This is a genomic window from Lysinibacillus fusiformis, from assembly GCF_016925635.1.
Lineage (GTDB): Bacteria > Bacillota > Bacilli > Bacillales_A > Planococcaceae > Lysinibacillus > Lysinibacillus fusiformis_F.
Genome location: NZ_CP070490.1, coordinates 1,998,669 through 2,021,736, shown reverse-complemented (window position 1 = coordinate 2,021,736; position 23,068 = coordinate 1,998,669). Strand labels below are relative to the sequence as shown.

19 protein-coding genes are annotated in these 23,068 nt (G+C 38.1%); 5 read left to right on the top strand and 14 right to left on the bottom strand.

What is annotated here, in order from left to right; translation table 11 throughout:
• Positions 1 to 123: 123 nt before the first annotated feature.
• Both JTI58_RS10000 and JTI58_RS09995 read right to left on the bottom strand, forming a co-directional pair.
• The gene (locus JTI58_RS10000) at positions 124 to 378 is read right to left on the bottom strand and encodes a hypothetical protein (RefSeq protein WP_205446462.1); all 255 of its coding nucleotides are present in this window, start codon (positions 376 to 378) and stop codon (positions 124 to 126) included.
• Between the two features lie 373 nt (positions 379 to 751).
• Positions 752 to 2,320 carry a sensor domain-containing diguanylate cyclase gene (locus JTI58_RS09995; protein ID WP_205446461.1) on the bottom strand — a complete coding sequence of 523 codons (1,569 nt, stop codon included), beginning with the start codon at positions 2,318 to 2,320 and terminating at the stop codon, positions 752 to 754.
• A 509-nt stretch (positions 2,321 to 2,829) separates the two neighbouring features.
• Here JTI58_RS09995 and JTI58_RS09990 point away from each other — a divergent pair.
• Complete coding sequence (locus JTI58_RS09990; protein ID WP_205446460.1) at positions 2,830 to 4,014, top strand: CaiB/BaiF CoA transferase family protein; 1,185 nt, start codon at positions 2,830 to 2,832, stop codon at positions 4,012 to 4,014.
• A 533-nt stretch (positions 4,015 to 4,547) separates the two neighbouring features.
• On the opposite strand, the gene JTI58_RS09985 is transcribed toward JTI58_RS09990, so the two are convergent.
• From JTI58_RS09985 to JTI58_RS09970, 4 genes are all read right to left on the bottom strand, one after another.
• Entirely contained in the window at positions 4,548 to 6,023 is a 1,476-nt protein-coding gene (locus tag JTI58_RS09985; RefSeq protein ID WP_205446459.1) for a hypothetical protein, read from the bottom strand.
• A 197-nt stretch (positions 6,024 to 6,220) separates the two neighbouring features.
• Positions 6,221 to 6,775, bottom strand: a complete 555-nt coding sequence (locus JTI58_RS09980) for an HPP family protein (protein ID WP_205446458.1) — start codon at positions 6,773 to 6,775, stop codon at positions 6,221 to 6,223.
• A gap of 198 nt (positions 6,776 to 6,973) precedes the next feature.
• Positions 6,974 to 8,332, bottom strand: coding sequence for an acetamidase/formamidase family protein (locus JTI58_RS09975; RefSeq protein WP_205446457.1), 1,359 nt, complete (start codon positions 8,330 to 8,332; stop codon positions 6,974 to 6,976).
• Positions 8,333 to 8,415: 83 nt separating this feature from the next.
• Positions 8,416 to 9,030 carry a PH domain-containing protein gene (locus JTI58_RS09970; RefSeq protein WP_205446456.1) on the bottom strand — a complete coding sequence of 205 codons (615 nt, stop codon included), beginning with the start codon at positions 9,028 to 9,030 and terminating at the stop codon, positions 8,416 to 8,418.
• A gap of 215 nt (positions 9,031 to 9,245) precedes the next feature.
• Between JTI58_RS09970 and JTI58_RS09965 the strand changes: the two genes are divergently transcribed.
• Positions 9,246 to 9,968 (top strand): response regulator transcription factor, encoded by a 723-nt coding sequence (locus tag JTI58_RS09965; protein ID WP_205446455.1) that lies wholly within the window; start codon positions 9,246 to 9,248, stop codon positions 9,966 to 9,968.
• Positions 9,965 to 11,371 (top strand): sensor histidine kinase, encoded by a 1,407-nt coding sequence (locus JTI58_RS09960; RefSeq protein ID WP_205446454.1) that lies wholly within the window; start codon positions 9,965 to 9,967, stop codon positions 11,369 to 11,371. The genes JTI58_RS09965 and JTI58_RS09960 overlap by 4 nt, the downstream gene beginning before the upstream one ends.
• Before the next feature lie 112 nt (positions 11,372 to 11,483).
• Here the strand turns inward: JTI58_RS09960 and JTI58_RS09955 are convergent, their stop codons facing one another.
• The 7 genes from JTI58_RS09955 to JTI58_RS09925 all read right to left on the bottom strand — a co-directional run bounded on the left by JTI58_RS09955 (position 11,484) and on the right by JTI58_RS09925 (position 18,046).
• A complete protein-coding gene (locus tag JTI58_RS09955) occupies positions 11,484 to 11,843 on the bottom strand; it encodes a YxeA family protein (protein ID WP_205446453.1) in 360 nt (119 codons plus the stop codon).
• Between the two features lies 1 nt (position 11,844).
• Positions 11,845 to 13,713, bottom strand: a complete 1,869-nt coding sequence (locus JTI58_RS09950; RefSeq protein WP_205446452.1) for an ABC transporter permease — start codon at positions 13,711 to 13,713, stop codon at positions 11,845 to 11,847.
• A complete protein-coding gene (locus JTI58_RS09945) occupies positions 13,700 to 14,467 on the bottom strand; it encodes an ABC transporter ATP-binding protein (protein ID WP_205446451.1) in 768 nt (255 codons plus the stop codon). The genes JTI58_RS09950 and JTI58_RS09945 overlap by 14 nt, the downstream gene beginning before the upstream one ends.
• A 151-nt stretch (positions 14,468 to 14,618) precedes the next feature.
• Positions 14,619 to 15,095: a glutathione peroxidase gene (locus JTI58_RS09940; RefSeq protein WP_205446450.1), complete on the bottom strand. Its 477-nt coding sequence runs from the start codon at positions 15,093 to 15,095 to the stop codon at positions 14,619 to 14,621.
• A gap of 16 nt (positions 15,096 to 15,111) precedes the next feature.
• A complete protein-coding gene (locus JTI58_RS09935) occupies positions 15,112 to 16,446 on the bottom strand; it encodes an FAD-dependent oxidoreductase (RefSeq protein ID WP_205446449.1) in 1,335 nt (444 codons plus the stop codon).
• Positions 16,447 to 16,459: 13 nt separating this feature from the next.
• Complete coding sequence (locus JTI58_RS09930) at positions 16,460 to 17,605, bottom strand: VanZ family protein (RefSeq protein ID WP_205446448.1); 1,146 nt, start codon at positions 17,603 to 17,605, stop codon at positions 16,460 to 16,462.
• A 153-nt stretch (positions 17,606 to 17,758) separates the two neighbouring features.
• Entirely contained in the window at positions 17,759 to 18,046 is a 288-nt protein-coding gene (locus JTI58_RS09925) for a DUF6509 family protein (RefSeq protein WP_205446447.1), read from the bottom strand.
• Positions 18,047 to 18,202: 156 nt separating this feature from the next.
• On the opposite strand from JTI58_RS09925, the gene JTI58_RS09920 reads away from it, so the two are divergent.
• Positions 18,203 to 19,378: an alanyl-tRNA editing protein gene (locus JTI58_RS09920; protein ID WP_205446446.1), complete on the top strand. Its 1,176-nt coding sequence runs from the start codon at positions 18,203 to 18,205 to the stop codon at positions 19,376 to 19,378.
• 611 nt (positions 19,379 to 19,989) lie between these two features.
• On the opposite strand, the gene JTI58_RS09915 is transcribed toward JTI58_RS09920, so the two are convergent.
• Positions 19,990 to 21,987, bottom strand: a complete 1,998-nt coding sequence (locus JTI58_RS09915; protein ID WP_205446445.1) for a methyl-accepting chemotaxis protein — start codon at positions 21,985 to 21,987, stop codon at positions 19,990 to 19,992.
• Positions 21,988 to 22,316: 329 nt separating this feature from the next.
• Between JTI58_RS09915 and JTI58_RS09910 the strand changes: the two genes are divergently transcribed.
• On the top strand, positions 22,317 to 23,066 hold the full coding sequence (locus tag JTI58_RS09910) for a gluconate 2-dehydrogenase subunit 3 family protein (RefSeq protein ID WP_205446444.1): 750 nt from the start codon (positions 22,317 to 22,319) through the stop codon (positions 23,064 to 23,066).
• The last annotated feature ends 2 nt before the right edge of the window (positions 23,067 to 23,068 follow it).

Genomic DNA, 23,068 nt, shown 5'->3' with positions numbered 1-23,068 from the left:
TCATACTCTTTATATCGACCATAGACTAGTGAACCTTCATAGATAAATCTAAAATAGTCAGGTAAAATTCTTGATACGTATAATAGTTTCAGACTATGCTACCCTCTTTGTCGAAAAATAGTTTCAATTCCCCTTAGTAACCAGGTAGGATTGATTTCTAAGGATTACTTTCAGACTTCTTATGAGCGGCGGCAGCTCTTTTTCGATCACTTTCAGACTCCTTGTGAGCGGGGGCAACTCTTTTTCGATCACTTCTTTACTCCTTATGAGCGGGGGCAACTCTTTTGTGATCACTTTCTTACTCCTTATGAGCAGATTCCTCACTTTTGTGATCACCTCCTCACTCTCTTTGAGCGGATTCCTCACTTTTGTGATCACTCCCACACTCCTCATTAGGACAACCCAATTATTCCCAAGCATTTCATAAGGATTCCATCCTATTTGTATTCCCCACCAAATATCAAATGAACTTCACTAAAGCACTCAACAAAAAAAGCCAAGGAGCATCGATGCTCGCTTGGCTTTTGACGATATATAGGCATACATCCAGTCGTACTTGGGGTGTCATAAGGGAAAGGGGGATAACCTTACGTCTTGTCAAGTCGATCAAGAGATGTGGCCCGAGTTACATATCATTTGAACATGGTTTAAAAGTCATATGGCGGATGACTTACACATAGCTTGCCCAAATGATGTTTGCATTAATCATTACCCCAAAAATTTGAGTTGTAAGCTCTTTTGTTATATTTTTTTAATTCGTTTTTGAGACTGCCACTTTTACTTGGTTGCGTCCCTCTTGTTTCGCAAGGTAAAGTGCATCATCAGCCGCTTCAATTAGCGCCTCCGTTGTATCTGCCATTGCAGGATAGACCGCTATTCCTGCAGATAATGTTACTGGTCTACCACATGGGCTGACTGTATCGGCCAAAATTCCTCGTAGTTGTTCAGCCACTCGTACGGCTTCCTCTGCTGTCGTATTCGGCAAAAGCATGACAAATTCCTCGCCCCCGTATCGGCAGCATATATCTCCTTTACGGGCTACAGATTCCATATGTCTAGATAAAAATTGTAAAACTTTATCGCCAATTGCATGACCATATGTATCATTCACACTTTTGAAGTGATCTAAATCTAGCAAAATAATGGCATGCGGTACCTTATTTGTTAACCACTCAGCAAGCATTGAATCCATTGTTCGTCTGTTCGTAATACCCGTCAGTGGATCAACTGTAGATTGATCCTTGAAAAAAGAGACCTGTCCATGTAAAAACGATAAACTTCGAACCAATGCATTCTTCAAAGAATACGCTTCAAAGTACCATCCACTAACAGATTTTAATCCTTCTACATTTTTCTTATCTAGACTTTCCTCTGTCAAAGATGCTAGTTGCTGTAAGGGATTAGCAATGCGTGCTGCAGCCCAAAGTACGATAATAATCGAAACAACCATAAGGGGTACAGATTTTATAATGACTTCCTGTACACGATCAAATGAAGGTGCTAATGCTACGTCTAATGGTTTCTGCGCAACAACTCCCCACCCTGTCGTTGCCACTGCACTATAGCCAGCAAGCATTTTTACCCCTTTTGTGTTCTCAACTAGTTGGGCACCATCCTTGCCAGATATAACAGCTTGAACGACTTTATTTTTCGTTACAACATCATTAATACGGCTTGGATCTTGATGATAGATAACTCGTCCATCAGAATCAACTACATATACGTAAGAACCATCCTTACTATAATGCTCTCCCAATAAGGTTTTAAAGGCATTAGGTTCCTTTAAATAAATAGTGCCTGCGATCATTCCCAGATACTCATTGGACTCTGAGAAAATAGGATGCGATATAAAAATGATGAGCCGTCCTGTCATCGCCTCATAGGGTTTAGAGATGAGTGGTGTCTTTTTGGCTAATGCCTCTTTAGCACCAATTGATGTTAAAACCTCTCCTTTAATTTCTATAGATGGTGGGGAGACAGACAAAACAAGTCCCTTTGCATTTGTTATGACCACCGAATTGAACATTTGATTTTGCAATCTCAAACGCTCCGTTTCCTGATTCAATGCTTGTTCATCATCCATTTTTGTGTTGACCTGATTCGCACTATATCCTAAGATTTGAAAAGCTTCATGTAGATAGGAATCAGCAGTTGATGCCAATTTTTGAGCATAAACTCTATTCGTTTCTAGCGTATTTTCCTTAATAGAATCAACGTTCATCCTATAGCCGCCCCAAACACTACCAATGCTTGTGAAAAAGAATGCGGCCATCGCTACGCCCATTATAAGATGCTTTAATTTTAACTGATGCGATTTCATTTCTTCCCTCCTATTTACGTTGTTTTTATATGTATATTTTGAAAAATTCTTTAAACAATTAGTGCTTATTATAAGCAAAGACTCCTATAGGTAAAAGTATCATTTCATAATTGTGTAAGAAGAATCCGACACACCTCTAGGATTGTATCAATAAAAGAGGTCATATCATATAGAATCTAGTAAACAAAATTCCAACATTTTAGTTACTTAGATTAAATATTCCAACAGCTGACGCTAATTATCTGAAATTTGATAGAAAATCTAAATTCTAAATTTTTTTACTTTTATTGTTATTCTGACATATAAAAGTTGAAGCGTTTATTTTATAATAAAAATTAGCGTAGGCAAGTTAAGATTCAATCTGTTATAATACTCATTAAAATATAATAAACTGTAATAATACAGTATATAAAATACGCTTTTCACACAATGGGGATTATGAGAAAAGCGCTACTCTGCCATCATCATACAGATGGTTGTGTAGCCTACACAAAAAGGGGTTGGAAGATTTGGGCATTTTAAAGGGGTTAAAAATTCTCGATTTTTCTGCATTACTACCAGGACCAATGGCGACAATGATATTTGCTGATTTAGGAGCAGATGTCATCCATGTTGAATCTTCAAAGCGTGTTGATTTAACACGAATTATGCCTCCCTATGATGATGATCATGAGGCATATATCCATCAACATTTAAATCGATCAAAAAAATCAATTACGTTAAATTTAAAATCACCAGAAGCTATCAACATTGTTAAATCACTTGTACAGGAATATGACGTTATTATCGAGGGGTTTCGACCTGGAGTGATGCAGCGACTTGGCATTGGCTATGAAGCTCTTAAAGAAATAAATCCTAAGGTTATTTATTGTGCGATTACTGGCTATGGACAAACAGGGCCTTATAGTAATCGACCTGGACACGATAATAACTATCTATCCTTAGCAGGCGTACTCGATTATTCGCGCCATAAAGATAAAAAGCCTGTTTCGATGGGAGTTCAACTAGCTGATATAGCTGGGGGAACAATGCATGCCGCAATTGGCGTGCTGGCTGCTGCACTTCATCGTGAAAAAACAGGGGAAGGACAATTCATCGATATAAGTATGACAGATGCTGTCTTTTCACTTAATGCTATGTATGGTGCTGCCTTTATTGGAGGTGGACGTGTTCCACAGCCAGAGCAAGAAATTTTAAACGGAGGCAGTTACTATGATTTTTACAAAACAAAGGATGGACGATTTTTCTCTGTCGGTAGTTTAGAGCCTCAATTTCGCAAATTGCTCTGTGAAGCACTCGATATTCCTGAGTTGATCGATAATACCTTCAATGATTCCTACTATACGCAAATTCGTTTTAAAGAAGCTGTTCACGATGCCTTTTTGTCCAAGACATATGAGGAATGGCTTGAAGTATTTAATGAGGATTTTGAAGGTTGTGTTGAGCCAGTTCTAACATTTCCTGAAGCATGTGAACATCCGCAGCTAAAAGCACGGGAGATGATTGTGACTATTCCCAAAAGCGATGGGACTATGCAAAAACAAATTGCTTCTCCGTTTAAATTTGATGGTGCGCAGCCTGAATACAAGCATGTTGGTGCTAAGTTAGGCGAGCATAATGAGGAAGTTTTATTGTCTCTGGGCTTTGATGCTGAACAAATCGATGCTTTGAAAGAAAAAGGTGTTTTAGAGTAAAAAAAGGTGTCTAATACTGTGACGTATTAGACACCTTTCTTAGTGTTGAAAAACAAAACAGTCAATTGAAAAGTAGAAATGGATCTCCGTTGCAGGCTACTTGCTTTCCTGTGGGCGAGCGCCGAATCGCTTCCTCCGCTACCGCTCCGTTTAGAGTTTTACCTGTCTCGCTATCCCACGGGAGTGAAGTAGCCCTCCACTCCAACCCATAAATATTTAACTTTTTAGCAAAGGTTTTCAAATAAAGTGAAGGTATTTACTACTCTTTATGGAGAGGTGTTGTCACGCATCACTTCTCCAATAAGAGCTTATCCCCTCTAAGAATACAAATAATGGGCTATTTAATCGCTAAGCTACTATGAAAATTTGCAGCATGGTTGATTGGAGTGGAGCCTGCGTCACAGATGAGACCCTGGAACGAACGCAAGTGAGTGGAGCGGCTCATCGGACGCCCCCTGGAAAGGATGTTGGCGGAACGGAAATCAACCTCTCACCTTGCAAAGTTGCTTTTTCTGCCGTTGACATCATCTTTTTTATACATACGCACTAATAAACATACGAAGGCTTTCAAAGTGATCATCAATTAGCAGATATTTTTTATAGATTTCCATTAATTTTTCAAAAAGCTCGAACTGCTCAGTTACAAACAATACTCTTAAAATATTTAACATATGCAGAGAGGCACTTTGTGCTACAACATAGTATGGTGCATCTGGTTGACGATAATTGCGTCGCCACTCTTCCACAGACAAACCAATATGTTGGAGAGAGTTATTCACATGTAGTGCTATATCCTGTTGAACATACGCCTCAATCGCAATAAGCTGTTCACTACTAAAGTTTTTTTGTACTAATGAAGTATTAATTTTTTTATTAGATGCTAGGACATGCTCCTTTAATAAAAGTAAGCCATCCTCATAACGTGCCATTTTTACATAATGCTCAAGTAGAATAGCATATAAATTTTCTAAATAATTTAGCTGATAATTTTTAATAATGGCAGGTGGTGTTGGTTTACGATTTGGTAATAGCTCTTTATACTCAAGTAATATTTCAATAGCGTAATTATTTATTCGTTCATCTTCTAATAAATATTCACCATAATGTATAACTTCTTCACTCTGCTGTTCTTTATTGGCTATATGAAATAAAATATAGGCAATTAATACTTTTTCCTTCTCTGATAGTGCATACATTGAATAGCGCCATTCCGCTTCGAATGAGGTAATAAACGCTTTAACACTATTAAAATCACCTTCTGATAAGCAATAATGAGTAACAATTTGGTAAAGACGTAACTGTTTCTTTGCCAAACAGCTAGCATTATGCTTATCCACATGAGTTATACACTTATCCAGTATTGATTTATAGTTATTCACAAAGTTATCCACATGTTCACAATTTTCTCTCACAGATTGCTCGAAATGTCCCATTATTTCATAAAGAAATGTGAATTGCTCTAAAGGTCTGTGGATAAGAAGTGAATAAACTTTTTTTGTGAAAAGCCAATGCCAAAAAGATGCATGCTCTTTATACATCATATGCACTAAATATTCATCTTGAAATTTATATAAAATAATTGATTGTAGCTCATTAACTGGCATAGCTATTTGCATTCGTTTCCCAAAAACTAACCAAATTAATCGTTCTAGGTCTATTGTATGTTGTGCAAAAAGCTGCTCAAAAAAAGTATCTTTGCCTTTTTGCGTATAGAAAAAAGCACTAAGCCGCTCATTCACGAATTTTGAATCTAAACCATATTTGTCAAAATACATTTGCATTTCTGTTGATACATGACCCCAGTATTTACGTGCTGTGGAAAAAGCAATATTCTTAGCCGTTTCTTCGTCTACTAAAAATAGATTGGGTGAAAGCGAAGTACCAAGTATTTTTGGATCTTCTTGCAGATTGGACTCTGCCTCCAGCCATGTTGCTAGTATATTTTCAGCACCCTTTTCACTTCTTTGTTTATACGCCATGAATAATTGCTCATCACAGTCCAACAGCATACAATTGGATCCTCCCATCAAATTCTACCAACAACGATCTTCCCCTATCATTCAAATACATGTTTTTTACACTCTTTCTTCAATATAACAAATCTTAACTAACATATGCTAAAGAAATTTTGGTATGCATAGCGAAAACGTTAACAAATAAAAAAACCATCTATTAAGTGAACACACTTCATAGATGGATAACTTCATTACCAAAACATCGGATATTTTCTTTTTTCTCGTAAATTATTTATCAACAACCCGAAAAACACAATGATGACTGCTCCAATTAACACCGGTGTGAGTAAGTAACTCCAACCGTAACCTCCTAAAATAATAATTATAGGATTGGCGCCTGCTGGCGGATGAATGACACCTAAAAAGGCCATAAAAAATATGGTTAATCCAACACCTAGACTAATCGACAATATATTGGAACCTAATAAGGAATACATGGCCAAGCCAATAAAGGCGGAAATAAAATGACCTCCGATTATATTTCGAGGCTGAGACAAAGGTGCATTCCAGACGACAAATACAAGCACGCAGCTACCACCTAATGATGCCATTAGCCAAGGTGAATCAGTAAAGTTGGTTAACCATAGCAACACAAAAATGCATATTAATCCACCCATTGCTCCAGTAAAGGCATCAGCGAAATTTGTTCGAGAAGGCGCATGACCTCCTCCTCTCATTTTTAATATAAAGGGTTTAATGCTATTCTTTTTCTCTATCTTATTTTCCACACCTAGGATTTCTGTCATTGGACACCAACTTTTCTCTTCAATACTCATCTATTTAAATACGAACATGTTAATCATTGTTAAACTTTAACTATTATATCAACACGACAATAGATTTCAATCCAAACTTCAAATTTCAGACAAACATTTACTTTTTCAACTTATAACTCATACAAAAAAGCAAACTTTTAAAAGTTTGCTTTTGCAAGAAATCATCTATTAGTCATATTGCCTTTTCACAGTTTTATATATTCTTACCTTTTTCAATATTGTTTTAGGTACTTGGAAAGTGGCTGTGACAACTCCTGGATGGCGTCCGATTTCAATGGAGCCTGTGATTGTTGCTCTATTTAAAACCTCTGGCTCGCTCATCTCAAATAGCTTCGCAGCTCGACTTATCGCGTTATCAGTCGCCTCATTTAACGTTTTACCAGAACCAACCACCGACACTGGAAATACATCCTCTACCTGTTTAACACCGAATTCCTCCGCTAGCTCACGTGCACGACGTTTTTCTTCCTTTGTAAAGGGCTTTGCTGTATAAGGTAAATCTTCTACATTTGGTAGTAAAATTGGGCCTTCCAATGCTACTTTTTTCAAGACCTTCACTTGAAGCTGGACAATACCCGCTACATCGGTTGTATGACCAGCAATCTCGCCATCCCCTTGCATGGCATGCATGTCTCCAATATATACACCACCGCCTGGTATCTTGACCGGACAAATTATAGTCGCTCCTTCTCGCACTCGGCTAATATCCATATGTCCATCGGTACGATGTAAATCCAATTCATCTTGGGTAAAGGCATATTCATGTGGTGCTCCAATTAAGAATGAACCAAAATCTCCAGCATTATGAGAATCTGGCATCGCTTTCGAAGGGGTTGTACCAAGCTGACCTAAAAATGGACGCATTCTTGCTATTACGCCTACTAAGTCGCTGGGAGCTAATGCAACAACAGGATTTTGTACAGAATTTTCAGGTGTTCTCATGTAATTTCTGGCATCAAGTGCAATTCGTCTAGCACCCTCTCGTCCAACAGTCACACCCATTTGCCCTTTATGATCTAGTGCCATCGTATAGCCATTTGTCATTTTAAAAGGTGCCGTTTCTGTATCACATGTCGAACATCGAATTGCATGTGGACCTATTCCTTTGACAACTGTGCTTGGGTGAAGTTTGCCACAGCCTGGACATTTTACAGAAACAAACGGATCGCCAATGAATCGATCTACAATTGCCTCATCATGACCAGACGAAGTTGCAAGCGATGTGACCTGAATCGATTTAATTTTTATAACAATAGCGTCACCCACCTCTGCCCCTTCTACAAACACAGGCTTCGTTACTTCATGTCCTCCACGAATAGTGGGTGTAAGCATGGGTCCCCAACATCCAGGTGTTGTATTGGCAATAATCGTTCCACCATCCTTAACCGGCCCTAACATCTTTTGTGATGGATCTAAAATACCATCAATAAACTCATTTACGAACAATGTCTCAGCGGCTTGTGGTTGCTGTATAAAATCTTCACTTTCTACCTCTTCTTTTTCTAGCACATGCAATTCGTTTGTCATTTTTCATCACGCTCCTAGAATAATTTTTATGTATAACGTTATATGTTAAAAATGCTCTCCACACTTGCAGAGAGCTATTTTTATCAATTGTTCATATATAAATCAAAAATATGTGAGAAGTCTTCTTTTTTATACTTATCTTTATGATCGATCATCCAAGTATTCGCAAAGCGCGTAATTTCCTCGAATGACGCTGATGGAGAAATGTTGTCATTGCCAATTCGTCCAAGTGATGAAGAAGCAATGTTTAGACTTTTTTCTGCTACTTCTAACTTATAGGCATTGTTCTTTTGCTCATAGCTAATAGCATGTAGTGCTTTATATAAATCTTTAATGTCATCAATAAAGCGTTTATGAATGTCGATGGATAGTGGGGAATTTCCGATTGTAAACTTAATTTCGACATCAAGGTCGATTGTTCCTGCTGTTTCGAGAAAAACTTCTGTCACAGTATACATAGAATAGTCATAGCGTCGCAGTAATCGTTTCTTGCTCATAGCGCTTTCGCCATCCACATGAATAATGGCACGATTCGTAAAGCAATATTCATCTGCTTTCGTTTTAATTAAAAAATAAATTTTTTCGTCAATTTCATGTAGGATAAAATCATCTGCATCTGTTTTATCATAATCCTCTCGCGGCACAACCACCCCGATATCTGAAAGTCCAAGTGCATCTGCTGCTATTTTTTTAAACATCGTCATTCCTCCTAATTTGTCATACTCTTTTTACGCTTTACAATCTGTAAAGGTTTCACAATGTAGCGTTTTATATACAAAATGACTGCTTCTCTTTTAGAATAAAAGCATTTGCTGGTTAAGCTATACTACTCAACATTTCCTCTTTCCTATACATTTCATTTATAATGATTGTCAGTAAAAAATTTTTCCAAATCGAAAGGTCGTGTGAACAAGTGCAAGAACCAACTATTTTAGTAGTGGATGATGAGGCTGATTTAGCCAATCTGCTAAAAGTAAGCTTACAAAAAGAGGGCTATAAACAAATTCATACAGCTGGCACCATCCACGATGCTTGGACAAGCTTTCAACAAACAACACCCGATATTGTACTTCTAGATGTCATGCTTCCAGATGGTGAGGGCTACGATTTATGTAGACGTATCCGTGAAGTATCACATGTCCCTGTGCTCTTTATGTCTGCTAAAAATGAAGAAATTGATAAAATTTTAGGGCTTGCCATTGGCGGAGATGATTATATTACAAAACCTTTTAGCCCTAAAGAAGTTGCTTATCGTGTGAAGGCTCAATTACGTAGAGCTGGCTATCAAACACAAGATACCGTAACGAACATTGTCGAAAAAGCGCTACAGATTGGACCATTTCAGTTGAATGCAGATGAAACAGAGGTCCATAAAGATGGCGTTTTATTGGAGTTAACAGCTAAGGAAATTGGTTTAATGGCGTGCTTTATGCACAATCCCAATCGAATCTTAAGTAAAGAAACATTGTTTGAACGTGTATGGGGAGAGGATTTTTTTGGTTCTGATAACACGGTTATGGTGCATATTCGCCGTTTACGTGAAAAAATTGAGCAGGATCCCTCTAACCCGCTATATATCACAACCGTAAAAGGACTTGGCTATAAATTTATCATTCCAAAAGAGGCACAAGAATGAAGTGGAAATTAACGGCTCGCTTTCTCCTTTCCGTGCTTTCTATAGTCATCATTGTTATTTTCGTCAATACAGCTATCTTCATGGGACTTCTTACTTATCGGTTTGCAACTGATTCTGAAGGCGCTTCTGCCACTAAAGAGGAAAACTTTGTGCGGGAATTTCAAAAATATATTGAAATAAAAAATGGAGCAACCTCCATCAATGCAGACGGACTTGAACAATTGCATCAAAGAAATGCTTGGATACAATTGCTTGATGAAAATGGTCAAGTTATTGATGCTCATTTTGCGCCAGATAAAGCACCATCGCACTATGCACCTATCGACTTAATTCAAGTATATAAATATAAAGAATTTGATTCTGATACTACGGTGTATATTGGCAGTAAGGATGCTTTTAGTTATTTAATTGGTATTAAAGGTAGTGGTGTTACAAGATTTGTTACGCATGTTTCTGGTACATCACTCTTACAGTTTATAGGGAAATTTGGATTGTTCATCGTGATTGCTGACTTATTAGTAGCTACATTGGTAGGATGGCTTTTTGGTCGTACATTAACGAAACCTCTATATGCGATGATAGAGCGCATTCATCATTTAAAGAATCATGATCATAAGTCTGTTAAAGCTCCTGGTGGTGTCTACAAGCCAGTTTTTGAAAACTTAAATGAAGTATCACGAGAATTGGCAGCCCATGAACAGGAGAGAAAGAGACTAGAGATTATGCGTGAAGAATGGATCAGTAATGTCTCCCACGATATGAAAACGCCACTAGCCTCTATTCGGGGTTATGCAGAACTATTAAATGATGCACAAATAACAAATATTGAGCAAATGGCGTACGCACAAATTATAGAAAAACAATCATTGCATATGCAAAATCTACTGGATGACTTAAATTTAACGATGCGTTTAAGACATCAACAGCTTCCACTTACACGAAAAGAAGTTAACATGGTGCCTTTCATTCGTGAGATAGTGATTGAAACATTAAATACACCACAATATGAACAGGCTAATCTTGCGTTCGAGGCAGTCACTGAGAATAGTCTGCATCAAATCGATGAACATTTTATGCGCAGAGCTATCATGAACTTTTTACACAATGCGCTCCTTCATAATGTTCCAGATGTATCTGTTCATGTGTCTGTTGATGAGAATACTATTACAATTTGTGATAATGGCAAAGGGATAGCCCCAGAGGATCTTGAACATATTTTTGAGCGCTATTACCGAGGTACAAATACGGACAAAACAGCTGGTACTGGTTTAGGTACAGCAATTGCTAGAGATATCATCGAGGCCCATGGAGGAACAGTGACCATCACCTCAGAAAAAGGAAAAGGTACAAGCGTTATTATTTATTTACAAAAGGAATTTCCAAGTCCAAACCAAGAAATTTAGGATTCTCTTAAAAACAGGAAATTTTAATACACTTTTGCCACTGGTGCTTCGTTATACTTTGCTTTTGTGTAGAAAAGGAGGAGTCTCAAATTTATGAGACTCCCCCTTTGTGCTATTTCATTTGATTCTGTACTTTTTTAGGTAATTCATGGAATTTTACTTCATCAAATGAAGTGACTTCCGTTTCCTTTTTCACGTAAAGCTTTAAATAAGCATCCTGGCGTAAATTTTTGTGAGCTGAAAACTTTAATGTTTTCTCTTCCCCATTTTTATCGTAAGTAGGTAGCTCATACCAATACATTTTAAAGATTTCACCACTATCTGTCTTATACTCCTCTACCTCACCATCAGCTGTAATATGGACATAGTATGTGTCTTTATTTAATCGGTTAAAGTCTACAGTCATCAATACAACCAATCCTGCTACGAATAAGATGAACAACGCACCTATTCCGAAAAATACTTTTTTCATATTAATTCCCCTGTCTCACTATTTTATAGAACGAACGCACGGTAAAGACATAATAAATAAAGTAAATAGCTGAATATGCAATCATCCACAGAATGACTGGCTTTGTAATATTCATGCCAAATAGCTGTGAAAATGCTAGTAATGCAAACGCACTATGCACAATACCTACAATAAGTGGAGCACTAAAAATGACAGCCACCTGTCCTGCTACTGTCTTTAATATTTGCTTACTATTTACACCAATTTTATTTAAAATAGCATATTTCGCCTGATCTTCTTCAGCTTCCGTTAAAATTTTGAAATAGATGATACTACCCGTTGCCGCTAGGAAAACCAATCCCAGAAAGCTTCCTACAAACAATAGGGCACCAACTGTTGCTAAACTATCCTCATAGCTTTGCGGTACACTCGAGAAGGATTCTTGCTGTTCAAAAGACAATTGCTTGTAAATGTCTTTTGACACATCCTGCTGTTTCAAATCATTGTCCAATCCAACGACCTGCATGATCATCTCATCGGCATCTGTAGCCTTAAATTCCTGATCATTCACAACGAGTACTGTTCCCGCTGCTATAAAGTTTAGGACGCTATCCATGTACATTTTATCTACATGGAAGGAATCTCCGTTTTGTAGTTTAAAATCTTCACCTGTAAAATCATGTGAAAATCGTTCATCGAAGGCTGCATCAAGTAAAACCGTAGAGCCATCTGCAATGTGTAGCTCTCTATCCTTGCCTTGTAATTTCGCTAATCGATTATAATCCGATTCCTTCAGTAATGTATATTCGAAAAACGACAATTCATTATCAACACGTAGATTTTTCACAGCCAGTGCTTCATTATATAAGACATCTTCTTGAGAAAATTCTACTGTCTCGCCTTTCCACATAAATGTATTTGGCAGCATCTGACGCACACTTGCTTCTGCATTGTAATACATGCCAAAGACACCACCGCCAGCAGTAATCGTTGTGGCACTTAAAATTGCAATGATCGACAACGATTTTGCATTGGCTCTGATACGATACAATAATTGAGAAACACCAATTAAGTTTAAGCCCTTCCAAGACCATGATGTTGCTCTTTTTAATGCCGTTAACACAAAGACGCTCACACTATGGAATAGAAGGTATGTCCCTGCAATCGTTACGCCTATAACCATTAATGGCGTCCCTAACACCGTAAAGAATCGCCATATTTCACTCGTAAACATATCAGAGGCAGCTGTATAATAACCAAATGCAATAAGTACAGTACCAAGTAAAGCGGCTACTAATGATGCACGTGGAATTTGCTCCCCCTGTTTGTCTGCATGGAATAAATCAATTAGCTTAAATTGATAAATCACACGATATCCCTGTAAGGACGTAAATAAAAACAGTAGAGTAAAAATGCCCGTTGTATTAATTAGTGCCTCCATTGAAAATGTCAGGCTACCAACCACTTCATAGCCCATTAAGCGTACTAAAATCATTAACAGCCCTTGAGACATAAAGAATCCTAGAACAATACCAAGTACTAGAGAAACAAGCCCTATCACTAAATTCTCAAAAAAGAGCATTAAGCCGATTTTTTGCTTACGCACACCTAGTAAAGAGTAAAGGGCCACTTCTTTTTTCCGCTTCTTCATAAAAAACGAATTGGAATAGGCCATAAAGATAACAATGAAGAACAGAAGTACTACGGACGAGGCACTCATCAATCCTTTAATTTGTTGTGACGATTGCTTTAAGGCTGAAAGATCATCATTGTATTTGAGCGTCACAAACGTAAAGTAAATAACGATACTAAATACCATCGAGGCAATATATAAAAAGTAATTCGACATATTGCGTTGAATATTTTTCCGCGCTAAGCTAAATAACGTCATTTACTCCACCCCCGATGCTAGACAGCACCTGTAAGATCTCTTGGAAAAATTGCTTCCTTGTTAGAGTCCCACGTTGAATTTCCTTAGAAAGCTGTCCATCCTGAATAAATAATATGCGCTGGCAGAAGCTAGCTGCAAAGGCATCATGGGTTACCATCATAATCGTTGCGGCTTGAGATTGGTTCAAATCACTTAAGCTTTCTAGTAAATCTGTTGCGGATTTTGAATCAAGCGCACCTGTAGGCTCATCGGCAAAGATTAGTTTCGGCTCTGTCACTAATGCTCGTGAGGAGGCAGTACGTTGCTTTTGCCCACCTGATATTTGATAAGGATATTTATCTAGCAAATCACTTATACCAAACAGTGCAGCAATACGATCAACCCTTGCATTAATAGCCCTTGTCGGCATTTTTGCAATCGCTAGTGGTAAAACAATATTTTCTCGCACTGTTAAAGAATCAAGCAAGTTATAGTCTTGGAAAATAAACCCTAAATTATCACGACGAAAATCCGCTAATTCAGCATCCTTCATACGTGCTAAATGAGTATCCTCAATAATTATTTCACCAGTCGTTGGTGTATCAATCGTTGCTAATACATTTAGAAGCGTAGATTTCCCAGCCCCAGAAGGACCCATTACACCAACAAACTCTCCTTTTTCAACTTCAAATGATATATTCGATAGCGCTGTAAAAGTATTTGCGCCTTTGCCGTAAGTTTTTCCAACGTTTTGTACCTTTAATAATGGCGTCATATACGCTCACCTCTTCTTTCTGACTTTAGTATACGACCTCAAACTTACAACAAATTTGTCGCAAGCTTACAGCAACCTTAAATCATCTGCTTTTTGAAATTTGTAGACAAAAAAAGATTCATACACAAACTGTGCATGAACCTTTTCTAATCTATTGTGCTAATACTTTTTGAATATCTTCCTCAAAGCTACTTGGCTTATCTGCTGATGCATACCGTCCAACAACCTCTCCATTACGATTTACAAGGAATTTTGTAAAGTTCCATTTAACACTATTACCTAAAAATCCTTTGGAGTGAGAAGTAAGATAATCGAAAATAGGATGTGCTTCTTTACCATTTACCTTAACTATCTCATGCATTGGGAACGTCACACCATATGTCAGTCGACATTGGGAGGCCGCTTCTTCAGCTGTCGCTAGCTCTTGTTTAAATTGATTTGACGGAAAACCAAGTACAACCAGACCTTGCTCCTGATATTTTTCATAGAGACCTTCTAATTCTTCAAATTGTGGTGTAAAGCCACATTTGGAAGCTGTATTAACAATTAACAAGGGCTTTCCTTTATAACGTTCGAGGCTATAGATAGTACCATCTTCTAAAGTTACGTTAATATCATAAATGCTCATCTCTCTCTACCTCCTATTATAAACGTCCATTCATTCTTGCCACCTGCTGCAAAGGATCCCAAACACCGTTAAATGGTGGTGCATAGGCTAAATCTAAATCTAGCAAATCAGGTAGTGTCATTTTACTATATAATGCCGTAGCAAACACATCGATACGCTTATCGACTCCCGCAGGTCCCACGATTTGCGCACCCAGTAACAATTGATCACGTTTGCGAACGACCACTTTAATAAACATACGTTGTGCACCTGGATAATAGCCAGCTATATGGCGTGCAGATAATTTAAATGCCTCATAGTCAAAGCCCAGCTCTTTAGCATTGCGCTCATTAATGCCTGTTGTAGCTATGGTTAGATTGAAAAATTTTAAAATAGAAGTGCCCACAATTCCTCTAAACGGCGCAAATTTGCCTGACATATTGAGACCAGCTAAACGACCTTGCTTATTGGCTGTTGTTCCTAAAGGTATATAATCTAAACGTTCCTTTACAATATTAAAATGGGTTGCACAATCTCCTGCTGCATAAATATTTTCAATAGAAGTCTCTAAATGGCGATTTACAATGATTGCTCCATTTTTTGCAAGTGCAATCCCAGTATCCTTTAAAAACTGCGTATTTGGTTGAATGCCTGAAGCGACAATCACTAAATCTGTCTCCAAAATACCGTTGTCTGTAACAACGCGTTCAACCCGTTTATTTCCTTCAAATGCTTCAACACTCGTATTTAATAACAGCTCTACATCGTTCTTTTTTGCTTCCTCATGAACATGCTGAGCAAGCTCTTCATCTAAAATTCTTGCTACATGGCTCCCTCGTTGAACCAGTCTTACCTTTTTCCCGCAGGCATGTAGCGTTTCAGCCATTTCTAATCCAATATAGCCACCACCTATGATGGTTACCTGTTCAATATCTGACGTTAAATCAGCCAGTAAATCTTCCAGTTGAGGAATTGTTTTCACGGTATGGATACCTTCTAGCTCAATCCCTTTTTTCACAGGCATGACTGGACTAGCCCCCGTTGCGATAAGAAGTTTATCGTAGGTAATCTCAAAGTTTTCGCCACTTGCTTGTGTACCTGTAATAATCTTCTTCTCTATATCTACATGCTCTACCTCATAGCCAACTCTTGCATCAATGGCATATTTATCTCGAAAAGTCTCGACATCTCTTGCAATTAAACGTTTGGTTGATGAAATACGACCATCTACAACATATGGCAATCCACATTGCCCATATGAATAAATAAAACCACGTTCTAAAGAAGTTATTTCTGCTCCTGGAACATTCCGATAGATTTCCATTGCTGCAGACATACCTGCAGCATCTCCCCCAATGATGACGTATTTCATTCTACAAGCCCCCTTATTTTTTCCTTGTTGCCATTAAATCTGCATATTGATCGATATACAAACGTCGATTTCCACCACTTACGATGACCCATATCACATGAATAGCTATTATCATTGTAAGTGCAAAACCTGCTATAGCGGCAAGTAGAGAAATGACAATTTGCAGAACATAAAATGGTGAATCCATATCTAATTGAATGTCACCTAGCGTTGTAATGGCCTCTGATAAACACAAGGTAGCAATAATAGCAATACAGCGACGCCACGATTGCCTTACAATACTTTTGCCATTCTTGTTGACCATTGTAAAACGCATCACTTTCATACCGAGCGTTGCACCTTTCATCATACTTGGCATCAAACCGAAGAGTATCATGTACAGAGCCATTTCCACTAAGAATTCAAAAGTACCGCTATACCCTGTCAGAACACCAATCATCATCCAAATCAGTTGGGCGATAATTAAGTCAATGACCAATGCCAGCAAAATAGAAATCGGCTTAACAATATCATTTTTTTCCATTTCAGCAGCTTTAGCCTCAACCTCTTCATGCGAAGGGAATAATGCCCAAACAATTGGTGCTAAGAAGAAGCCTAATAGTGCACCTACACTGTTTAGTAATAAGTCATCTACATCAAAGATTCGGTATGCACAATTAAAGATGCCATAAATGCCTGTTCTTTGTGTGACCTCATAAAACAATGTTAGCAAAAAGCTAATTAAAAATGCACGTTTCCAGTACCTTCTTTCTTTAAGAAAATAGCGCAAGTAAACGCCGAATGGCATCAGTAGTAAGAAATTAAAGAAGGCTTGAAAAAATGCCTGCTGTTTTGTGATAGCAAGCCATGTAGATGGATTTGTGACAACAACCCCACTGTCCTTTAAAACATCATCAACAAATTGAAAAAGTCTCAAATTAGTATGAACGGTGTCCGGGGATTGAAGTGAGCAAGTATCTCTTGTAGATGGAAATGGTAATAATACTAAACAAAGCGCAGATAAAAAGTAAAAAATAAATGAGAACATGATAATGGTTTTGGACATCGATAAGTATCCATACTTGCGATACGTATAAATCAACCATGGTATAAACAGTACAAAGGATAAAATAATGGTTATGAAAAACGCTATAAAAATGGATTGCGTGTACGTTGACATAGAAACACCTCTCTCTTTAAATTGCCCTATTTTCTAAACACTAAAACTAAGTTTAGTTCTTCAATACTACATGTATATTTCATCAAGCTTACATAATCCTTAATTCAATAAAAAAACAGGTAAAGAATATATATACTCTCTACCTGTTACTTATTATGCTTTCGCTATTTCTTCTTTACAGAATGCCAAAATTTCTTCTAGTTCAACATCCTCTAGTGCAAAGTCTAAATATTCACCTTCAGCCTTTTCTATGATGAAGTAATTTAAAATAAATGGCTCTTCTCCCTTTTCGCCAATAAGAACACGAATTTCAATGCCGGCTTCGTGGTATAGCTCATCCTCTTCATCAATTTCTACATCCAAAATAAATTCATAACGCTTACCTTCTATAATATTTGTTGGGTCTAAAATTTCTTCCATTGAGAATTGTGTAATTTCCATTATGTTAGCTCCTTTTTTCTTTAGCTGTTCTTTTCTATATTAAATCAATTTCAGCATGGGTCAACTAGAAAAGCCGTATACACCTGTAAGTAATTATGCCACAATTAAATGGAATTAAATTAGAGTTTAATTTCCCTACATAAAGGAGGCTTTTTCATGAAAGAGCTATTATATTACCAAGACGTTATGTTGCAAGAGTTTGATGCAACTATTATTAGTAAAGGGACTGATAAATCTGGCCGTCATTATGTTGTACTATCGAATACCGCCTTCTATCCAACTGGTGGAGGTCAGCCTCACGATACCGGTACATTGAATGCGATGGAAGTCATAGATGTTGAAAAGGTGGATGATGAAATTCGTCACTATATTCAAGGTGATCCATCGACTTTAGATGGTATCATACATGGCAAGATAAATTGGCCAAGACGATTTGATCATATGCAGCAACATGCTGGGCAGCATATTTTAACAGCTGCTTTTGTAGAGCTTTTTAATGCGCAGACTGTAAGCTTTCATCTAGGCAGTGAGCAAGTCACAATTGATATTGCAGTTGATACGCTGTCTGAACAACACCTTGCAGCGGCAGAAGCAAGAGCCAATGACATCATTTTAGAAAACCGTCCCATTCAAACAACCTGGGTTACAGAACATGAGCTTGGCAACTATAATCTTCGTAAAGAAGTTGCAGTGACGGGGGACATTCGACTTGTGATTATCCCTCATTTTGATTACAACGGTTGTGGTGGCACTCACCCCACATCTACTGGACAAGTTAGTGCCATAAAAATATTAGGTATCGAAAAAATGAAGGGTAATGTGCGCGTTTCTTTTGTTTGTGGTCAACGTGTTTTAACTGAGCTTGGCATGCGAAAAAAAGTATTAGGGGACGTTGCTCGACAATTAAGTGTCCCTGAGATTGAAGCTGCTACAGCACTCTCAAAAGTTCTCTCTGCTCAAAAAACCACAGAAAAAGCACTTGCTGCTGCAAAAGAGGAGTTACTCACTTATGAAGCAAAGGCTCTTGTTAATAGCGAAGGCATAGTAACTGCGGCTTTTAATCAACGAACAATGCAGGAGCTACAAAAAATAGCCCGCATTATTGTCACGGAACAGAAAGATGTAATAACTCTTCTTGTGTCTGAAAATGTAGACAAGCTACAATTCGTTGCAGCAAGAGGTACGAATGTTTCAAAAAGCATGAAGGATATTGCCCAAAAGGCACTGCCTCTTATTAATGGTAAAGGTGGCGGAAGCGATCAAATGGTACAAGGCGGTGGCGATTGCACCATTTCTAAAGAAGCGTTACTAGCAGCTATGCAAGACGCTTAATTGCATCATAAAAGAGGAGCTGTCATTAATAGACAGCTCCTCCCATGTTGTTGAAAAAAGATCATGTCACTAGCAGAAAAAGACCTTTTAGCAAGGTGAGGGGTTGATTTCCGTTCCGCCAGCGTCCTTTCCAGGGGGCGTCCGATGAGCCGCTTCACTCACTTGCGTTCGCTCCAGGGTCTCCTCTGTGACGCTAAATCCCCTAGGAGTGACACTGGCTCCACTCCAATCAACCATGCTGCAAAGTGTCTTTACTTTTTTCATAGCAGCATAGCGATTAAATCGCCCATTATTTGTATTCTTAGAGGGGATAAACTCTTATTTTCAATGTGGAGAAGTGATGCGTGACAACACCTTTTCATAAAGAGTAGAGAACACCTTCACTTTATTTGAAAACCTTTGCTAAAAGGCTACTTGACTCCCGTGGGATAGCGAGACAGGCGAAACACTGCACGGAGCGGTAGCGGAGGAAGCGATTCGGCGCTCGCCCACAGGAAAGCAAGTAGCCTGCAACGGAAATTCATTTTCACTTTTCACAAAAATTCTATTGATTGTTTTGTTTTTCAACACTAAAAGAGAAGCTGTCATTATAAGACAGCTTCTCCTCTAATTTAATATTTAAATTTTTGAATGGCTTCATATAAACGTTTTGCCATTTCTGATAGTTTTTCAGTTTGATTGTTCATTGTTGCTACAGTCTTCAATTGTTCGGCTGTTGCATCTGTTACCTCATGCACATAATCACTTGCCGCATGTGCAGTGGCCGCCATTTCTTCCATAGAAGCTGAAACTTCCTCCGTATTGGCAGACATTTGTTCAGCCGAAGCATTCATTTCTTCAATTTGACCTGCTATTTCTCCCACTGCTTGAACCATTTCCTCGAAGCGCTCTCCTACTGCCTCAATGGAAGCTAAACCACGCTCCACATTATCTTCACCTGATTCCGCAGCTTTTACTACTTCTAATGTGTAAGATTGAACTCTTTCAATTAGCACATTAATTTTGGTAGCTGATTCTGCTGTTTGCTCTGATAGCTTGCGAACTTCTTCCGCCACAACGGCAAAGCCTTTACCAGCATCCCCTGCCCGTGCTGCTTCAATAGAAGCATTCAATGCCAATAAATTCGTTTGATCGGAAATATCGGTAATCATTTTTGAAATTAAGCTAATTTCTTCTGACTCTTTTTCTAGTTTGTGAATAATGGTTAGTTCATCTGTTGTGCCTTGCTGAATCTCATTCATACGTCGAATGGATTGCTGGACTGCATAATTGCTTTCACTAATTTTCTGGGAAATAAAATCTGTATTACAAGCAATGGTTGAGGCAACTTCAGCTACATTTTGTATCCCCATTGCCATTTGCTCCATTGCTGAGGCACTTTCCTCTGCCATCACAGTTTGGCTTTGTGCCCCTCGGTCTACTTCACTTATTGCACCAGCAATTTGCTTCGAATGCTTTGTTACTCCGACTACATCTCCCATTAAATCACACGAAGCTTCATTCACTGCAGTTGCTTCTTGACTCACTTTAGCTATCATTTCCCGCATATTATCAGTCATGCGATCTAATGCACGTGCCATCGTTCCCATTTCATCAATACGTTTCAAATATTTTTCTGGAATCTCCTGTGTAAAGTCTCCTTCTGATAAGCCCTCACTAATGCGAAGTACATGTCGAAGTGGTCTACTAACAGAGCGTGAAATGGCAAACGAGATGCATAGCCCTAGTATCGAAACAATGATTGTTGTGACAATGAAGTTCGTCTTAAGCTTAGAAAGCCCTGAAAACATCTCATTCTCTAATGCGATAACACCCATTTTCCAACCATTATCAAGGGTGTGATAGCCCATTAAGTTAGTTCCAGCATCTTTTGTTTCAAAAGAAAAATAACCGTTATCATTAGCAAGCATTTCTTTAGCAGCCAATGCCCTGCCTGTCATGATACCTGTTTCGTCTGCTTCCTTGATTGGATTGTATTGTTCCTTCACATACGAGTGATTATTATGTCCAATAATTGTTCCGTTAGCGTCTAACATAAATGTGTAGCCACTGTCTCCAACCTTAATGCCTTCTACAATTTTAGATAGGTAATAGCCATCGATACGCGCTAGTAATAAAGCTTTTTCACCAGTCGCTGTTTCAATTGGTGAAACGATTAAAATAACTGGTTCACCTGTTACACGACTAATCGTAATTTCTGACATAACAGACTTACCAGTAAAACCTTCCTTTACATAATCACGATCCCCTAGTTCAGCTGTTGTATCATCAAGGTAATGAGCAACCCCATCAGCGTTAATAATGCCAAAACCTAAGTAATTTTCATTATTAGCAAGACGTTTCGATAAATATTGTTTCTGCTTCTCAAAGTCCATGCTACGAACTGCCTCTTGCTCTGCGATTGCTTCAACTTCTACTAATGTTAATTGGAAGTGTTCTTCTATGTATTGTGAAACATCCTCTGCTCTAGAAACCAAATTTGATTCCACTTGTTCATTCATAGCTTTTGTACTATTTATCCAAGTAGATAACCCTAGTGTGCCACATGTTACAAATACAAGAGCTATAATTGCAACAATTAATTTACCACCAATACCTTTTAACCACATTTCCCTTTTTCTCACTTCTTCCATTTTTAGCTATATCATTCACATATTTATGCATAACTTCAGAGTAAGGTCACTAAAAGTAGAAGTCAACAAAAGTTTTCCAATATGATTAATAAATGTATAATAATACCATTTACACTATCTTTATAGTGCTAACAATTTTCTACAAAATTTTCAATTCATTGATCCATCTTGTTATAAAAAGACAGGGTACATAAATCCAATGGATGAAATTAAAACATTTTCCAACAAAAATTGATTATAATTCACATTTTTTGCTGATTATTAAAGATAGGATCCGTTTAAAACATTTTGAGGGGAGGATTTCTATGAGTTCAGACAAAAACAATGTTTCTCGTCGAGACTTTTTAAAAACAACAGGTATTGCTGCTGGTACATTAGTCGGTGGTGGATTAATTGGAGGTCTAGTAGGCTACAACATCCATGGTAAAGGCACTTCTACCTTGGAGCATGGTGGTCATGAAACAACGAATGAGGCAACAGGTTCACCTAAGGCTAAGATGTTTTTTAGAAACGAAAGAGATTTTAGTATCTTATCAAAGGCCACAGAACGTATCTTCCCAGAAGACGATTTGGGACCAGGTGCTATAGGTTTAGATGTTCCCTATTTTATCGATCATCAGCTTGCAGGAAATTATGGGAGTAACTCTAAAGAATATATGCAAGGTCCATTCGATGTGGGTGCCCCAACTCAAGGCTATCAGAGCCGCTTAACGCGAGCGGAAATTTTTAGGCAGGGTATTCAAAAAATGGAGGACGAAGCACAAAAGCGTTATAAAAAAAGCTTTAACGATATAGATGGCAAACAAATGGATGAGATATTAACAGCGTTTCAAAAGGGTGACATAGAAATGGTTGGGGTTACATCCGCGTTCTTCTTTGCACTATTACGCGCGGCTACATTAGAGGGAGCTTATTCTGACCCAATGTATGGAGGAAATCGTAATATGGATGGCTGGCGCATGAAGGGCTTCCCTGGTCACCAAATGGCCTATATTACACAAATAGAAGATGCGAAATTCCAAAAAATCGAGCCTAATCCATTAGGCAACCATTAAGG

What these genes read in the sequence shown, in the direction of transcription:
- JTI58_RS09995 (WP_205446461.1), bottom strand. Translation starts at nt 2,320, where the DNA reads ATGAAATCGCATCAGTTAAAATTAAAGCATCTTATAATGGGCGTAGCG.
- JTI58_RS09985 (WP_205446459.1), bottom strand. Translation starts at nt 6,023, where the DNA reads ATGCTGTTGGACTGTGATGAGCAATTATTCATGGCGTATAAACAAAGA.
- JTI58_RS09980 (WP_205446458.1), bottom strand. Translation starts at nt 6,775, where the DNA reads ATGACAGAAATCCTAGGTGTGGAAAATAAGATAGAGAAAAAGAATAGC.
- JTI58_RS09975 (WP_205446457.1), bottom strand. Translation starts at nt 8,332, where the DNA reads ATGACAAACGAATTGCATGTGCTAGAAAAAGAAGAGGTAGAAAGTGAA.
- JTI58_RS09970 (WP_205446456.1), bottom strand. Translation starts at nt 9,030, where the DNA reads ATGTTTAAAAAAATAGCAGCAGATGCACTTGGACTTTCAGATATCGGG.
- JTI58_RS09960 (WP_205446454.1), top strand. Translation starts at nt 9,965, where the DNA reads ATGAAGTGGAAATTAACGGCTCGCTTTCTCCTTTCCGTGCTTTCTATA.
- JTI58_RS09955 (WP_205446453.1), bottom strand. Translation starts at nt 11,843, where the DNA reads ATGAAAAAAGTATTTTTCGGAATAGGTGCGTTGTTCATCTTATTCGTA.
- JTI58_RS09950 (WP_205446452.1), bottom strand. Translation starts at nt 13,713, where the DNA reads ATGACGTTATTTAGCTTAGCGCGGAAAAATATTCAACGCAATATGTCG.
- JTI58_RS09945 (WP_205446451.1), bottom strand. Translation starts at nt 14,467, where the DNA reads ATGACGCCATTATTAAAGGTACAAAACGTTGGAAAAACTTACGGCAAA.
- JTI58_RS09940 (WP_205446450.1), bottom strand. Translation starts at nt 15,095, where the DNA reads ATGAGCATTTATGATATTAACGTAACTTTAGAAGATGGTACTATCTAT.
- JTI58_RS09935 (WP_205446449.1), bottom strand. Translation starts at nt 16,446, where the DNA reads ATGAAATACGTCATCATTGGGGGAGATGCTGCAGGTATGTCTGCAGCA.
- JTI58_RS09930 (WP_205446448.1), bottom strand. Translation starts at nt 17,605, where the DNA reads ATGTCAACGTACACGCAATCCATTTTTATAGCGTTTTTCATAACCATT.
- JTI58_RS09925 (WP_205446447.1), bottom strand. Translation starts at nt 18,046, where the DNA reads ATGGAAATTACACAATTCTCAATGGAAGAAATTTTAGACCCAACAAAT.
- JTI58_RS09920 (WP_205446446.1), top strand. Translation starts at nt 18,203, where the DNA reads ATGAAAGAGCTATTATATTACCAAGACGTTATGTTGCAAGAGTTTGAT.
- JTI58_RS09915 (WP_205446445.1), bottom strand. Translation starts at nt 21,987, where the DNA reads ATGTGGTTAAAAGGTATTGGTGGTAAATTAATTGTTGCAATTATAGCT.
- JTI58_RS09910 (WP_205446444.1), top strand. Translation starts at nt 22,317, where the DNA reads ATGAGTTCAGACAAAAACAATGTTTCTCGTCGAGACTTTTTAAAAACA.